This is a genomic window from Nostoc sp. FACHB-892 (assembly GCF_014698795.1).
GTDB lineage: Bacteria > Cyanobacteriota > Cyanobacteriia > Cyanobacteriales > Nostocaceae > Nostoc.
In genome coordinates, this window is sequence record NZ_JACJTR010000082.1 from 1 (window position 1) to 15,548 (window position 15,548).

Annotated in this window: 14 protein-coding genes and 1 pseudogene; 7 read left to right on the forward strand and 8 right to left on the reverse strand. The window is 41.5% G+C overall.

Annotation, left to right across the window (positions count from 1 at the left end):
• Both H6G96_RS38055 and H6G96_RS38060 read right to left on the reverse strand, forming a co-directional pair.
• Positions 1–432: calcium-binding protein (locus H6G96_RS38055; protein ID WP_277933082.1), on the reverse strand; the 432-nt coding region annotated here is incomplete at its 3' end.
• Positions 433–1,123: 691 nt separating this feature from the next.
• Complete coding sequence (locus H6G96_RS38060) at positions 1,124–1,303, reverse strand: hypothetical protein (RefSeq protein WP_190735301.1); 180 nt, start codon at positions 1,301–1,303, stop codon at positions 1,124–1,126.
• Between the two features lie 141 nt (positions 1,304–1,444).
• Here H6G96_RS38060 and H6G96_RS38065 point away from each other — a divergent pair.
• A pseudogene (locus H6G96_RS38065) lies at positions 1,445–5,656 on the forward strand (DEAD/DEAH box helicase).
• Between the two features lie 51 nt (positions 5,657–5,707).
• Here the strand turns inward: H6G96_RS38065 and H6G96_RS42715 are convergent.
• On the reverse strand, positions 5,708–5,842 hold the full coding sequence (locus H6G96_RS42715; protein WP_277933083.1) for a hypothetical protein: 135 nt from the start codon (positions 5,840–5,842) through the stop codon (positions 5,708–5,710).
• A 60-nt stretch (positions 5,843–5,902) separates the two neighbouring features.
• On the opposite strand from H6G96_RS42715, the gene H6G96_RS40850 reads away from it, so the two are divergent.
• Together H6G96_RS40850 and H6G96_RS40855 are read left to right on the forward strand one after the other, a co-directional pair.
• Positions 5,903–6,649: an SDR family NAD(P)-dependent oxidoreductase gene (locus H6G96_RS40850; protein ID WP_199339865.1), complete on the forward strand. Its 747-nt coding sequence runs from the start codon at positions 5,903–5,905 to the stop codon at positions 6,647–6,649.
• Complete coding sequence (locus H6G96_RS40855; RefSeq protein WP_199339866.1) at positions 6,604–7,551, forward strand: phytanoyl-CoA dioxygenase family protein; 948 nt, start codon at positions 6,604–6,606, stop codon at positions 7,549–7,551. Before H6G96_RS40850 ends, H6G96_RS40855 begins: the two co-directional genes overlap by 46 nt.
• A 387-nt stretch (positions 7,552–7,938) precedes the next feature.
• Here H6G96_RS40855 and H6G96_RS38075 read toward each other — a convergent pair whose 3' ends face one another.
• Positions 7,939–8,325: a VOC family protein gene (locus tag H6G96_RS38075; RefSeq protein WP_190919494.1), complete on the reverse strand. Its 387-nt coding sequence runs from the start codon at positions 8,323–8,325 to the stop codon at positions 7,939–7,941.
• Between the two features lie 138 nt (positions 8,326–8,463).
• Positions 8,464–8,658, reverse strand: coding sequence for a hypothetical protein (locus H6G96_RS38080; RefSeq protein ID WP_190919496.1), 195 nt, complete (start codon positions 8,656–8,658; stop codon positions 8,464–8,466).
• A 146-nt stretch (positions 8,659–8,804) separates the two neighbouring features.
• Here H6G96_RS38080 and H6G96_RS38085 point away from each other — a divergent pair, with 146 nt between their 5' ends.
• Both H6G96_RS38085 and H6G96_RS38090 read left to right on the forward strand, forming a co-directional pair.
• The gene (locus H6G96_RS38085) at positions 8,805–8,969 is read left to right on the forward strand and encodes a hypothetical protein (protein ID WP_190919498.1); all 165 of its coding nucleotides are present in this window, start codon (positions 8,805–8,807) and stop codon (positions 8,967–8,969) included.
• A 183-nt stretch (positions 8,970–9,152) separates the two neighbouring features.
• On the forward strand, positions 9,153–9,722 hold the full coding sequence (locus H6G96_RS38090; RefSeq protein WP_242063604.1) for a DUF1579 domain-containing protein: 570 nt from the start codon (positions 9,153–9,155) through the stop codon (positions 9,720–9,722).
• A 59-nt stretch (positions 9,723–9,781) separates the two neighbouring features.
• Here H6G96_RS38090 and H6G96_RS38095 read toward each other — a convergent pair whose 3' ends face one another.
• Entirely contained in the window at positions 9,782–10,690 is a 909-nt protein-coding gene (locus H6G96_RS38095; protein ID WP_190919500.1) for an SDR family oxidoreductase, read from the reverse strand.
• Between the two features lie 147 nt (positions 10,691–10,837).
• Between H6G96_RS38095 and H6G96_RS38100 the strand changes: the two genes are divergently transcribed.
• On the forward strand, positions 10,838–11,800 hold the full coding sequence (locus H6G96_RS38100) for a YafY family protein (protein WP_190919503.1): 963 nt from the start codon (positions 10,838–10,840) through the stop codon (positions 11,798–11,800).
• Between the two features lie 28 nt (positions 11,801–11,828).
• On the opposite strand, the gene H6G96_RS38105 is transcribed toward H6G96_RS38100, so the two are convergent.
• Both H6G96_RS38105 and H6G96_RS38110 read right to left on the reverse strand, forming a co-directional pair.
• Positions 11,829–12,377 carry an isochorismatase family cysteine hydrolase gene (locus tag H6G96_RS38105; RefSeq protein WP_190919505.1) on the reverse strand — a complete coding sequence of 183 codons (549 nt, stop codon included), beginning with the start codon at positions 12,375–12,377 and terminating at the stop codon, positions 11,829–11,831.
• A 96-nt stretch (positions 12,378–12,473) separates the two neighbouring features.
• A complete protein-coding gene (locus H6G96_RS38110; protein WP_206757695.1) occupies positions 12,474–12,674 on the reverse strand; it encodes a hypothetical protein in 201 nt (66 codons plus the stop codon).
• A gap of 756 nt (positions 12,675–13,430) precedes the next feature.
• On the opposite strand from H6G96_RS38110, the gene H6G96_RS38115 reads away from it, so the two are divergent.
• Positions 13,431–14,594 (forward strand): right-handed parallel beta-helix repeat-containing protein, encoded by a 1,164-nt coding sequence (locus tag H6G96_RS38115; protein ID WP_190919509.1) that lies wholly within the window; start codon positions 13,431–13,433, stop codon positions 14,592–14,594.
• Positions 14,595–15,548 lie beyond the last annotated feature (954 nt).

Here is a 15,548-nt window from a genome sequence, read left to right on the forward strand (position 1 = left end):
AGAGGCACCTATAGGAGAACGCCCATTGCTACCCTGAAGTATGAAGCTATCCGCGCCACTACCACCTGTGAGAACATCAATATCCTGACTTCCGTATTGGGAAGGATTATAACCGACACCTCGAAAAACCTCCCCAATCCCATCAATAATATCATCACCACATCCGCCATTTAAAATGTCACTACCACGAGAACCAAACAATGCATCGTTGCCATCTCTGCCTAGTATAATGTCGTTGCCATCCCCGCCATATAAGCCTCTAGATAAACCACCTCCATCAAAGAAAGAGCTATCGTCACCAGTTGCTCCATCTAAAAAATCGTTACCACCACTCCCCACTAAGTAGTCATTACCGCCAAAGCCGAAAAGCGAGTCGTTATTACTTGTACCCTGTAGTTGATCGTTTAATTCAGTACCTAAGATTAATGCCATATACATTGATTCCTGTCATTAATTTGTTATCGATTTTTGTGAACTTACTAAGCCTGCCTTGAGCAAGGTTTGCATATAACTCAGCTGATTGAGTGCGTGTTTTACGCAAAAGCTACCCTAACTTTATAAAAATTTGTCAGGGCTTTGTTTCGTGGTTTGTACGAGTGCTATTCCACCATTATGTCAGGGCAAATATATCTAAATTTCTTTCGAGCGCAACCGAGATTAAAAATTAACAACCAATGAAAAAATGTTTATCGAGAAAGGCAGAGGGTAGGAGGCAGAAGGAAATACTGACCGGAGCTTTCGGAGTTTCCGGCTTTGCTCCTACCTCGTACCCTCTGCCCGTGACCGCTCTTAACAAGGGTCTAAAACCCCACCGTCTATACGGTGCTTACAACTGGTTGGGGTCTGAATCCCCAACGAGAAAGTTCCTTCTGCCCTCTGCCTTCTGCAAGAACTGCCTTCTTAAATGCAAGGCTAGATTTCACCTCACCTTCCGCAAACCACCGCATCATCGAGAGTAACTTCACAGCCTCCCCAAAGGCGCATACAAACTATCCCACTTGATAATTCACCAGCACAATCCTCTGGCGTCGCGTCCACTCAAGGCAAGTTATCCCCAAAGCCTCACTCAAGTCGTGGATATTTCCAATTTTGACGGAACAACACAGTTGCTTGCCTAACTTTCTTAAGCCATCCATTCAGTCCACTGTGGGGCATCTACCAGCAATTGAGCAAATTTGTCAGGGCTTGCGTCTTCAAACTCCAGCATCACACCGCAACGCTCATCACTCGTTAGGGTACTGAGTAATTCTTTAATATATTGCCCATTTCTTGGCTTGAGCGATTCTTCGAGAACACCGCACATCGCAGAAAATTTTGGTGTATCGAATATATCTTAAGTTGCTCCCGATGTGATAGCATACCTTCAACAATTTTAGATAGCATATCCTTTGCATGAATCAAGTTCGTAAATTAATGGAATTATTTAAAGAACTGAATTAATAGGATGACTAATTTGGCGAATGATACCACAAAACTGCAAACACAACTCGCTCATATATACTTCGAGTTACATCCTTCCTTACAAAAAATTATTCAGTTATTTTCGATAATTTATGCACCGATAGACAAAAATTCCTTCGTAAGTTGTATTAGTAAAACTGGCGCTTTAGATGAAAAGAATAAACCTTGGGGTACTAAAACCCTTAGTCCCCAGATTGATAAATTGTTAAAAGCAGGCTTGTTAGTACAGTCAAGCAGACAAGGTGCTGAATGTCATCCGTTACTAACAGAAATTGCTACTCGTCATGCTGTACAAACCGGACAGTTTGAAATCCTGGTTACAGCAGTAGAGGAGAAGCTACCAATACGTACTCACTGGAACAGAGATTCTCGGATATTCTCCAGTCTGCGCCAGTGTATCAGAGAAATCCGCATTGGTATTTATCGCCAAGACCTTAGTTTTATTAATCAACAAATAGAAGATTATCAGAAGTACAGTGATAGCGAAGAAAAAATAGTAATAGAAAATGTCTTTGAGCAGATATACAATAATCCATTTGATGCAGATTGGTTTAAGACCCTTCCACTTGGATTATATGAAAGTGGCATATCAAGTATCCTCTTCAATTCAGCCTTAAAATTATCTGCTTGCGAAGATGCGTTGACGCTGCTAGAAGAAGAATGCTCTAACAGTGAAAAACATTGCTCAGATTATCTACACCTGATTTTGACAGAACAACTGTTGTTACAGGGCTGTACCCAAGAAGCTCAAGAAAGTCTGGAGCGTGTATCAAATGACTATCAAAATAACGCTGCGATCTTTTGGGGTTGGTTAAGTTTTCTGCGGGGTGAAAATGAACAAGCCATAAAATATTATAAAGATGCCCTGAAAGCGATCAAAAAGCCTACAGGCAAACGGCAAATATATTTCAATACAATAGGGGGCTTATTTTTTATCCTCGCATTGTTAAAAGATGGTTCAGTGCAACGCCTCAAAGAAGCAGAAGAGTATACCAGTTTGATGTCCCGTAAAGGGGATCATTGGCTCAGGTTCACTTATGGCAGACTGAACATGGTACTGCAAGTTCACCTTGGTGATATTACCCAAAAACAATTTGTAGTCAGTGGTCATATTTCTTCCGTAGAAGAAGAAAATAGCTTACAAACATTGTTTTGTTCACTATGCCTTTACTGGATGGATGCAGAAAGTGCTAAAAAACGCTTACCCAATTTACTAGAACCACTATATCGGCGCTCGCTTGCCTCTGGTTATCACTGGTTGGCAATGGAAAGTGCAGAACTTCTATCCCGGCTAAAACCTAGTAGTAACTATAATCAACTTGCCCCCGCACTGCGAGAAGATAGCAATATTCAAACCATCGTAGATTTAATTCGACCTCAAGAAGCTTGGGAAATGTGCCTTAATGCGCTGGCAAATCTCCAATCAAGACCACAAACATCCCTAAAACCAGAATCCGAACTGCGTTTAGCATGGTTCATCACCTTCTATCCCAGCAGATGTGTCTTGCAACCACGAGAACAAAAAGTGAATGCCAAAGGGGAATGGAGTAAAGGTCGCCCCATAGCCCTCAAGCGTCTAAGCAGTGCATTATCTGAGTTTGATTACATCACACCCCAAGATATGCGGGTATGTAGTTGTATTGAGGTATATAGTGAAGGCTATTACGGCAAAGTTGATTATACCTTTGGTGAAAAAGCCATCTCTGCTTTAATTGGACACCCGTTAGTTTTTTGGGAAGATACACCGACTATTCGTGTAGAAATTGTCAAGGGAGAACCGGAACTACTGGTTAAAAAAGGGAAACTTGATCGTCTCACCTTGGAATTTTCTCCCAAATTACCAGAATCACAAAATATTTTGCATATAAAAGAAACCCCAACCCGCATCAAAGTCATTGAAATTACTGCCGAACACCGCCGCATCGCCGAGATTATTGGTAAAGATAATAAATTAAATGTGCCTGCCTTCGCTGAGAAGCAAGTTTTGACAGCGATTAATGCTGTCTCTGGCATCGTCACGGTACATTCTGATATTGGCGGCGGACTCGAAGGTGCAGAAGAAGTACCCGCCCAGACTCTACCCCATATTCACCTTTTACCTGCCAATAACGGCTTGAAAGTCGCGCTTTTGTCGCGCCCCTTTGCCCAAGGTGGCCCCTACTACCGTCCTGGTACAGGTGGTGAAACAGTAATTGCCGAGATTGACGGGAAACGTCTGCAAACCAGACGAAATCTACCCCAAGAGAAACAGCTTGCTAAAGCTGCCATAAAAGCCTGTCCTACCTTGACGCGAACTGAAGAACAAGATGGTGAATGGGTTATAGCTGACCCAGAGGACTGTTTAGAATTGCTGCTAGAACTGCAAACGCTGGGAAATAACGTAGTCATAGAATGGCCACAAGGAGAAAAACTGCGTGTTAGCCATAATGCAGACTTGAAAGACTTTAATTTATCAATTCAACGTCAGCAGGACTGGTTTACAGCCACTGGGGAATTGAAATTAAATAACGACCTTGTGCTAGATATGCAGCAGCTACTAGAACTATTGGAGAAAACCCCCAGCCGATTTATCCCCCTTGGTGATGGTCAATTTCTGGCTTTAACTCAAGCTTTTCGGAAACACCTCGACGAATTGCGGATGTTTTCGGAAAAACATAGTAAGGGTATCAGTTTCCACCCCTTGGCAACATTAGGGTTAGAAGATTTTGTCGATGAGGTAGGTAAGGTAAAAGCAGATAAACATTGGAAGGCACATAGAGAGCGACTTAAGGAGGTGCAGAACCTCCAGCCAGAATTGCCATCTACGCTGCAAGCAGAACTACGCGACTACCAGATGGAGGGTTTTTGTTGGCTAGCGCGGCTGGCACATTGGGGTGCAGGAGCTTGTTTGGCAGACCAAATGGGACTTGGTAAGACCTTGCAAGCATTGGCTGTCATTCTCAGAAATGCACATCAAGGGCCAACCCTAATAATTGCGCCGACTTCCGTGTGCATGAATTGGGTGAGTGAAGCGCAAAAGTTCGCCCCAACTCTGAATATTATCCAATTTTCTGGTGCTAACCGCCAAAAATTATTAGATGGTTTACAACCATTGGATATGTTGGTATGTAGCTATGGTTTATTACAGCAAGAAGAAGTAGCGCAAATGCTTTCTCTTGTACAGTGGCAAACGATTGTCCTGGATGAAGCCCAGGCGATTAAAAATATGACCACTAAACGTTCTCAGGCAGCCATGAACCTAAAATCTAAATTTAAGTTGCTGACTACTGGGACTCCGATTGAGAATCACCTGGGTGAGTTGTGGAATTTGTTCCGCTTTATTAATCCTGGGTTATTGGGTTCTTTTGAAAGCTTTAATCAACGCTTTGCTACCCCCATTGAAAAATATCAAGATAAACTTGCACGTAATAAACTCAAAAAACTTATTCAACCATTTTTATTGCGACGGACAAAAAATCAAGTATTAGAAGAGTTGCCATCTCGTACCGAAATTCTGTTGCATGTAGAGTTAAGTCGAGAGGAAAAGGCATTCTATGAAGCGTTGCGCCGTCAGGCCATATCTAAACTTACCGAAACTGATGCCGAAGCAGGAAAGAAACATTTGCAAGTTTTGGCTGAGATAATGAAACTGCGTCGCGCTTGCTGTAATCCCAGCCTGGTTATGCCTGACACTGAATTACGCAGTTCCAAGTTACAACTTTTTGGTGAGGTGCTGGGTGAACTTCTGGAAAATCGTCATAAGGCGTTGGTGTTTAGTCAATTTGTTGACCATTTGCACATTATTAGAGATTATCTGGAGCAGCAAGGTATTAGTTATCAATATTTAGATGGCAGTACTTCAGTGGCAGAGCGGAAAAAACGGGTGGATGCTTTCCAAGCTGGTTGAGGGGATGTATTTCTGATTAGTCTCAAGGCAGGGGGCACAGGACTGAATCTGACTGCTGCTGATTATGTGATTCATACAGACCCTTGGTGGAACCCCGCAGTGGAAGACCAAGCCTCAGACCGCGCCCATCGCATTGGGCAACAGCGCCCTGTTACCATTTATCGTCTAGTAGCAAAGGATACTATAGAAGAAAAGATTGTGCAATTACATCAGCACAAGCGAGATTTGGCGGATAGCCTGTTGGAAGGTGCTGATATTAGTGGCAAGATATCAACGGAAGCCTTGTTACAGCTGATTAGTGAAGGTTAAAGCATTTACCAAGGCTTTTTTGACAATAATTGCTCATTCAGTAAGTTGCTTTTATCTGACTTGAGCGATGGCTGCGCCCGCCGGAGGCATCACAAAACTTATTGCGCCATAATTATTACCTTGAAATAAGGTTTTGGCATGGTGATGCCTAACCGCCCAATTGAAATTATAGAGGGATTTAATCATGATGCAAGATGATGAAATACTTAACGTTATATTAATACTGGCTATATTTCTGGCAATTAGTTGGAAATAAATACTAAGAGAGCGGAAATTATGCAAGTGTGTCTGGTTACAGGTGGTAATTCTGGTGTAGGTTTAATGACCGCTATAGGTTTAGCTAGATTAGGCAATCATGTATTTATTGCCTGTCGTTCGGCAAACAAAGCCGCAAAAGCTATAGACTACATCCGCCAAACCACCGGAAATGAAAATGTGGAATTTTTACCTCTTGATCTAGCTTCTTTAGATTCAGTTCGTAAGTGTGTAAAACTATTTAATAGCTACAATTTGCCATTAAATATATTAGTCAACAATGCAGGGATATTCAACAACAGAGGTACAACCAAAGAAGGTTTTGAACTGATTTGGGGAACGAACTATTTAGGTCATTTTTTGCTGACTTATTTATTATTAGAAAATTTGCAAAAAGCTGCTCCTAGCCGCATTATTATGTTAGCATCAGATTTGGCATTATCTCCAAGTGGTATTGACTGGAATTTATTAGTTAAAAGAACGCCTTTAAATTTCCTAAAATTATATGCCGTTTCAAAACTCTGTTTATTGCTTTTAACAAGAGAACTTTCTCAGCGATTAAATAATTCTCAAGTCACTGTTAACGCCATACATCCAGGCTTTGTACAATCAAATATTACTATATGGCATCGTCTCAGTAAATATTTAGGTTTAGGTATTTCTTCGGAAGCCGGAGCATATAGTACCCTTTTTTGTGCTACTTCCCTAGATTATCAAATATTAGTGGAAAATTTTTAGATAGTCACGCTCAAGAAATTATATTACCTGAAATAGCACAAAATCAAGAATTATCACAGCAATTATGGGAATGTAGTTTATTATGGGCTGGTTGCAACCAACAGCAGAATACAAATAAAATTAATTATGATGGTAGTGATGAAATATGGGGACCAAATTCTCTAACTTTAAGCAGTAACGAAATAGCTGAGATTACCCAATATATTTTTGATAATATTATTTTAAGAATCCCAATAAAAATATTATTAAGACAGGTAGTTAAATCATTTATTAGGTTTGATATTGGTTCGTTATTCATTATATCGCTTCAAGTACTTACTAGATGCTTTTATATGGAAAGACATTTAGATTCACCTGTAATTTTGCAATTATGTGAAGATAAAAACTTATTAAAAAAGCTTAATGCTCATTTAGGGGATAATTTAGTATTATGGCGGTCAGAACTATGGGTAAATTATCCCGCCCAGCAATTAATTCCTTTTTGGCATCAAGACTCTTATTCTAAACTCCTGGAAGGAAATGGTAAAACTATCAATGCTTATATAGCTTTGACAGAAGTTAATGAATATAATGGATTTGAGTATATACCTAATATTTACTTAAAAAGTTGCCAGATAAAAGGAACCGATCCTTTTAGTGGAAATAACTTTTTTGAAATCCCTGATGAAGTTGCAAAAAAAGCTATTCCTGTAGTGTTACGTCCTGGCGAGTTTGTACTATTTACTAATACACTATTACATCGCTCAATACGTAATAATAGCGGTAAAGTCAGACTTTCTTTAACGCTAAGGTTGACTCAACCAGGGATAAAAGTTTTACCAGGTTATACTTCTAATTACCAGAAGCCTGTAATTTTGCAATCACAAAATAGCGTTGATCTTAAGAGAATGCCTGAGAAGTAAGAAAGCTCACGTAACAGTATCCTCTCGTGAGAACAAATACTTAAGTATTGAAAATAATTTTGCAAAGGGTCTTACTTAACGAATATTGGAGCTATGCCATTGGTAATGCCTTATTCTTTGGATGGATGTTGGCAGCAACTTTTCCTCTAGCAAGCTGAAACTATGAGCAATTTTGCTCTCAACCCCAGCCATGAGATTCATTAGCACAGCCCACAGCCCCAGCTATTGAAGATGCGATCGCTGTTTTGAGCAAAAAAAGTAAAAATCTCAGGAGTAAAAATAGAGAGGAATATTACGCTTTGAGTTTTCCTAGAATTGGATACAAGTTTATTATTCCTTGCAAGAGTTCTACTAACAGTGGCTTTAATTTAATTTAGAAAATGCTGCTTATTCAGGTTGATGACAGACTGCTTCAATATTATGCCCGTCTGGATCAAGAACGAAAGCAGCATAGTAGTTAGGATGATACTGAGTCCGAAAACCAGGCGCACCATTGTCTCGTCCACCAGCAGCTAAAGCTGCGTTGTAGAATGCCTCAACAGCAGCATGGTTATGAACTCTGAACGCTACATGAACTCTTACAGAACCCGGATTACCAAGACTCAGCCAGAATTCAGCTTCTGGTGGCTGACCGAAACCAGCAATATCGGTACTTCCAGTAGTAGAGGCTGAATACTCTGCAATGAGTAACAGTCCAATTGGTTCTAATGCCGCAGCATAAAAGGACTTGCTTCGCTCAAAATCACTCACAATGATACCAGTGTGATCAATCACAATTGACCTCCGCTTTTTAGTTGAATTGAGACTAGATTAGTACATTTGACCTAATCATTCAAGCCTTAATTGAGGTCATAGAGAATAGAAAAAACGTAAAAATTCTATAGTGGCTTTGTATCGAGCTGCTTTAATAATCTAGGCACGGGGGAGATCGGGAATACCTGTGGAATGCCACTGATTCACGGCAGCGATAAAGGCTTCCTGTGCCGCATATAAACCTACATCGAAATCCCTAACCAGCCGGATGAGCGTAGCGGTAATCCGACCCCACTCAGTGCGATAAATGGAGGTGATCGTGATTGTTACATCTGTTCGTGCGTTTGAGGTCATAGCTGACGCCGGAAAAAATTTTACCAGAGGTGTCGATTTGAGCAATTGTCGTTCGACTTAATTACAAAGGGAAACAAGGGAGGTCAAGCGCAGCAGCAATCACGACGGCAAAGATACCAATTGATGAATTTTCAAAAGGAGAAAATATGGCTACCCAGATGACAACGGAAAGCACCAATACACATGACCAAGCCGAGATTCGACAACTCATCGTCGATCGACAAAGTGCCATCTGCGCTAAAGACGTAGACCGAATCATGGCTTATTACACTACGGATATCATTTACTTTGAATCACCAGCGACTTTTTGATAATTCTTTACTCTGCAATCAACTTCAAAAGGAGAAATCATGAATACCAAAGTTTTCGTCAATCTGCCAGTTAAAAACCTCAATCAGTTGAGCCATGATAGTATTTATGTACTATTAAAATCTTGATTTTTCATCATTATTTCATGCGGTTCCTAGCCTTTTGGGGCGGCTTCGCCTACAGAGTTGGGCTTCGCGCTAATTACATTCCTCAATAATTCATCAAAAGGAGCTAAAGCAATGGAGACAACCAAAACACAACAGGAGCCAACAATGAATACTGAGCCACAAAAGGAACATCAGTGGCTACAGAAACTCGTCGGTGAGTGGACTTATGAAACAGAGGCGATGATGAGTCCAGATCAACCGCCTGAGAGAGCAACAGGAACGGAAAGTGTGCGATCAATTGGTGAACTCTGGGTTGTAGGTGAAGGACAGGGCGAAATGACCTGCGGTGGTGCGGCAACAATGATAATAACATTGGGATATGACCCGCAGAAACAACGCTATGTAGGCACCTGGGTTGGGTCAATGATGACTTATCTATGGTTGTACGACGGTGAATTGGACGCGGCTGAAAACATGCTAACGCTTAATTCTGACGGTCCCTCAATGACGGGCGACGAGAAGATGGCAAGTTATAGAGATGTAATCGAGTTCAAGAGTGATAATCATCGAATCATGACATCCTATGTGCTAGGCGATGACGGGCAGTGGCATCAGTTTATGACCGTAAACTCTCGGCGAAAGCAGTAACGGAATGCTAGGGGAGATCCAAGAAATAAAATGCCCAGCCGTCGCTTTTGACTCGAACACTACCTATATCCAGTCGCATCAGCAGGTTTACCCGCCTCCTGCACTTCACAAATGTAGCGCCAGGCATCGGGTTGAGAGCCATCAAGATCGGTAAAGCCATAAACCTGTGCTAGTTGCCCACTGGAAAGGGATTGGCCATTCCAGCGCACCATTTGTGGATCGCCAGCTAGATAAGCAACTGCACGCCCAACATAATGGGGCGTTTCAGAAATGATGAAGTGCGGTTCCTTTGCCGTTGCGTCCTGCCAGTTGGCTTCACTCACTCCAAAATGCTCGAGCATGAGTTCTGAGCGCAACCAACCCGGAGTCAGCGCCACGGCGGTACATTGATACGGTTTAAGTTCTTGTGCCAATCCCCACGCCATGCGAATTACTGAGGTTTTAGCAAGGTCATAGAACAGCGACAGCCGATAGTTTTTGCTGTTATATTCGGCAGTACCATCAGTAATTTCGACCACCAATCCACCGGGTTTCTGGAGCAAAAGTGGCAATGCGAAGTGACTAGCGATTAGGTGGGTGTCGATGGCCAGTTTCAGCATTCGTAATCCTCGCTCCAAAGAAAGCTCCCACACGGGCTTGTTGAACTCCGCCAGATATTCTGCACCAATATCGTTGACCAGAACATCTAGACGGCCCTGTTCCTGCTCAACACGAGCAACAAGCGCCTGTACTTGTTTTGGGTCTAAATGATCGACTACAACCGCGATTCCTTTCCCACCTGCCTGGTTTACCAATTCCGCCGTTTCTTGGATCGTTTCAGGGCGGTTGTATTCCGAACGCACAGTAAGAGTGGTGCGTCCAGTGACATAAACGGTTGCTCCTGCTGCACCAAGTTCCACAGCAATGCCACGACCTGCACCGCGTGTTGCCCCAACTACGAGAGCAATTTTATTCTTCAATAGCTGCATAATTGACCTCCTTAAATCCTGCGAGGTGGTTTAAAGAAATCGATGACTCCAAACCATCTTTATGCAGCATAAGCAGAACTTCATGACATCCCTTGTCATATTTAGGCAGTAAAGTAAAAAGTAGTTCCGATTGGTCTTGGGATAGTTATGCGTGCCGATCGCCTCCTCTCGATCCTGATGTTGTTGCAGGTTCATCGTCAGCTAACAGCGCGAGATTTAGCAGAACGATTGGAGGTATCTGAGCGCACCATTCATCGTGACATGGATGCCCTCAGCAGTGCCGGAGTTCCGGTGATAGCAGAACGCGGTAAAGGAGGTGGTTGGAGTTTACTCGACAGCTATCAAACTACGCTGACAGGACTTAACTTGGCAGAGATTCAGGCGTTATTTTTGCCTAAGCCCACACACCTGCTAGCCGATTTAGGCTGGAGTCAAGCATTTGAAGCGGCTCTGCTCAAACTTCTGGCAGCAATGCCAGCCGCAAATCGTCAGCAGGCAGAAATGGTTAGCCAGCGCATTCATGTCGATCCAACAGGCTGGCATCGGTGGGACGAAGAAATGTCAGCATTTCCAATTTTGCAAACAGCAGTTTGGCAAGAGCGGCAAGTACATCTGAGCTATGAACGCAGTGATGGTAAGTGTGTGGAACGGTTGGTCAATCCACTCGGATTGGTTGCTAAAGGCAGTGTCTGGTATTTCGTTGCCTCGGTAGATTCAGAGGTGCGCTCCTACCGGATTTCACGAGTGCGAGATGCCATACTTACGGATTACCCCTGTGTTTGTCCGGTTGAATTCAACTTAGCCGACTATTGGCAACAATCGATGGTTGAGTTCAAAGCCAATCTGCCTTACTATGGCGTGACGGTACGTGTTGCTCCAGAGGCTATGCCTCGGTTACGCTGTGCCGGATACTTTGCCCGAATAGAACAGATTGACTCGCCCGATGCCGATGGCTGGACTCGCGTCTGGCTGAGGTTTGATATAGAAGAAGCGGCTTGTGGTTATGTGCTGGGGTTTGGCGCACAAATGGAGGTTATTGAGCCATTAGAATTACGCGATCGCGTTTTGCAAGCAGCAAAAAAGACGATCCTGTTTTATACCGAACATTAAATTAAAAACGCACAATTTCTGAGAATTTTTATTCTCTATTTTTGTCTAGTGGTGCAGCTAGAAAACCCTCAGAAAGACCTGCCTCACGCAGACGAAAAGCACCAATATTCCGACTGAGTACTGCCAAACCTGCTAAGTGTGCTTGTAAGCCTGCTGTACTAGCGCAGCAATCAGTTAATACGATGGGTTCAATGCCAATATCGAAAAAATCCATCGCGATCTTCAACACACACATATCAGTGTCAATCCCTAGGATGAAAACTCTTTCAAAACAGTGCCCTCTAAAGTAGTCTGCCAGTTCATTTGGTATACCGCATAGCCCCAACTTAGAAAAAACTACTTCTGGTTTAACCCAAGGTTCTAATTCTGAAGCAATATTAGTTTCTGGCTCATGCGTACAGCTATGCCAATCAAGGAATTTTTGATAGGGGCCATCAGGTGCGTTGATAAATCTAGTAAACAAAACTGGTGCATACTCACCTCGCCCAATTAAATGAGCAACTCGCTGCGGGATGTGATGAGTGAATTCATTGATAAAACCGGATTGAACATCAACAACGATTAATGGATCAGACATGGGAAAAGCAATAAATAATGATGGTGAATCAATCAAACTCAGGTAAGCTGTACTTTCTAAAAATTAAATTTTGATCTAAGTGATTCTGGACGGCTTTTAGCTGATATTTATATGTGTGCCGATTGCTGGGCGATTAAAAGATTCCCAGGCATTACCACCTCTGAGGAAAACTTCCATCCAACGCATCTGTTCAGCTTGTGCATTAGTCCAACCACTGCTACCAGGCGCAAAAGCTAACTGTCCAGTTTCCACTGGCTTTACTACCATCGCTCTTGGTTGCTTTGTGTTTGCTCTCACCAATTTGCACCTCTACAGTATCACTTTGGTGTGTCTTGGTGTCCTCCTACTTAATAGTGGTTTTCAAGTTACCGTAACCACCAATATAAGCTATACAGTTAGACGGCACATCAGGGATATCAGAGCGGGGAATCTCCTCGCCTAAAGCATCAGGTTGAGCGAGAGCGATTAGCCCAGACAGGCTTTCAGCTTTTCAAGCGTGCCATTCACCTCTGCTCCTTCTTCCCCTCAAGCTTGTAAGAAATGCGGAACTGGCAAATTCTCATACTATTTCTTTATGAAGCTGTGCCAATTTTTTTGGCTTCTTATTTCCTGCTTTGTTTGTATCCTAGCCTGCGGGAAGCATCGTTTCTTTAAAAATTGTTAGAGAAACTTTATCAAATCCTTGCACAAAAGGCTCTCCACTGCCATATCACTCTGGAAATTAACAGGACTCTACCACGACATCTCCATAAATTTTTGGCGTTTGTTGTAATAAATATGACATATTTCAGAATATTTACTGAAGTTATCTCCTTATGTAAAGGTTAGTTTTAATACATGAGTTCCCAAGGCTCAGTTACACCGCGTACAACAAGTTCGACGAAGTTGTTACATTAGTTCCCTTAAGTTAAGGGGTAAACCTACTAAAGTTTCAACCAATTTAAGTTTGACCACTCAACAAACGCAGAGAAGACAGGAAATGTCTCCGGCTTTGCGCTGTTTATTGCTGAGAACGTACTACCAATTCACCTTACACATATTCGGAGTAAAACAATGGCTGGCAAAACATACTACGTTTCTGGAACAGGTAATGATAAAAATGATGGCTCGAACCAGAAAGCCGCATTTCGCACTCTTCAAAAAGCTGGGGATTTGGTGAAAGCAGGTGATACCGTCTACGTGATGAATGGTACTTACACAAATCCTTATGCAAACATTTTAAGTATCGCCAACAAAAATGGTACTGCTAATGCGCCGATTACTTTTAAAGCATTGTCAGGGCACAACCCAGTTTTAGCTACAGATAAACATAATTGGAATGCCATTTCAATCACGGGTTCTTCTTATATTAATATTGAAGGATTGACTCTCAAAGGTGCGCGAGACAAAATCACACTAGCTTACGCGCTCAAAGAAAAGACAAATCTAAATAATCCCGCCACTTCTGGGAATGGCATCAATATTACTTATAGTGAAGGAAATTCCAAAAAGCGCTCGCATCACATCACAATCAGTGACAACAAGGTTTCTAATTTTCCCGGTGGTGGAATTACAGCTATTGAAGCAGATTACATTACCGTAAAAGATAACGTTGTTTCTGGAAATGCCTGGTACTCACCTTTTGGAGCTCAAGGAATCTCGGCGTTGCACCTGTGGAATTCTGATCAGAATACCAAAGATTACAAAGTAGTTATTGAAGGCAATACTGTTTTCGATAATAAACAATTGGTTCCCTACTACGCTGTAGGAGAAATCACAGAAGGACACGGCGTAATGGTTGACCGTGCCTATATTGGTAGTGATTCCTATAAAGGAAAAATCCTAATCAGCGATAATCTAATCTACAAGAATGGTGGTTCGGGTATCCAGCTTTTCAGAGCGGATAATCCCATAGATGTTTTGCACAACACGACCTACAAAAACTCTCAAGTTTTGACAACAGGTGAAATATTCCTTAACAAAGCTAATGACGTAGATGTAGAGAACAGTATCTTTGTCGGCAAAGGTGGACAAGCCATTAACCCGATTTCAAAATCCACAGGTTTCTCTTTTGAAGATAACCTTGTTTACAATGGCAGTTTCAAAAATACAGGAAGCGGAAGCGGTAACATCATTGGGCAAGACCCTTTATTTGTTAACCCAGCAAGTGGTAACTTTGATTTGCAAGCTTTAAGCCCTGCAATTATAGGAGGAACAACATTAGGAATTATTGATTAGAGAGTAATTTACATTAATTGCTCCCCTGAAAACTTATGGCAAAGTACTACATTTCTGGAATAGCTAATATATGGTATTGGATTGATTTTCGTCAAAGTATTATTTCAATGGTGCAAAATCTAAAAAGCAACAAAAAAACTATCCTTCATACAGGTTAGGGCATAGATAAAAAATACTATATTCCATGCTCTAGTGATTATTCTCGATAATACCAGTTTCCATAAAAGAAAAGATATCTTAGTTTCTCATTCAGCGAAGCAATCAACCAAGCTTATTCATAAACAAAAAGCGAAATTGTTTAATAAAAAATAGACTTGAGTTATATATCGCCGCCTTAAATATTTTAAGCGCATAATGCAATATGTTCAGTAACGAGATTTGATAAAACTGCTATTAACTCATCTGGATCAAATGGTTTTGTCAGATATGTAGAAAAACCTGCATGCTCGTCGTGATTTTTGGCGAATTCTGCGATGAAAAGATGATTCTCGCTTCTATTACATTAATTTATAGACAAAAACTGGAAAATAAAGTTCCGTAACCCTTTGGGCTATTGGATTCTCCCAAAGTGAGAAAACAGAGTTATTCTGAATAATCAAAAAAAAGTTGCCCTCGATAAACCTGGAGATATACTAGGTAATAACTGTCCTTGACAACATAATAAAATAAATATTGAAGCGATAAAAAATCAGACCTATCCACTATCTCGTTACTTGTCTATAAGTATTAAACAGAATACTCAAGATGATGAGAAAGCAGGAGAATTTTATGCCAATTATCTTTTGATATCTGAAGGACAAGATTTAGTTGAAAAGCTGGTTATATTCCAATACGGTTCAGTTAAGGCTCAAAGTTGTGTAAATTAAGTGTTGTAATCAACACTGAAAGTAAACTGTAGTGCATCTCAAAGATTTCTCCCTGTTGTCTCCAATGATACAAAGCGAGGAATTGCTG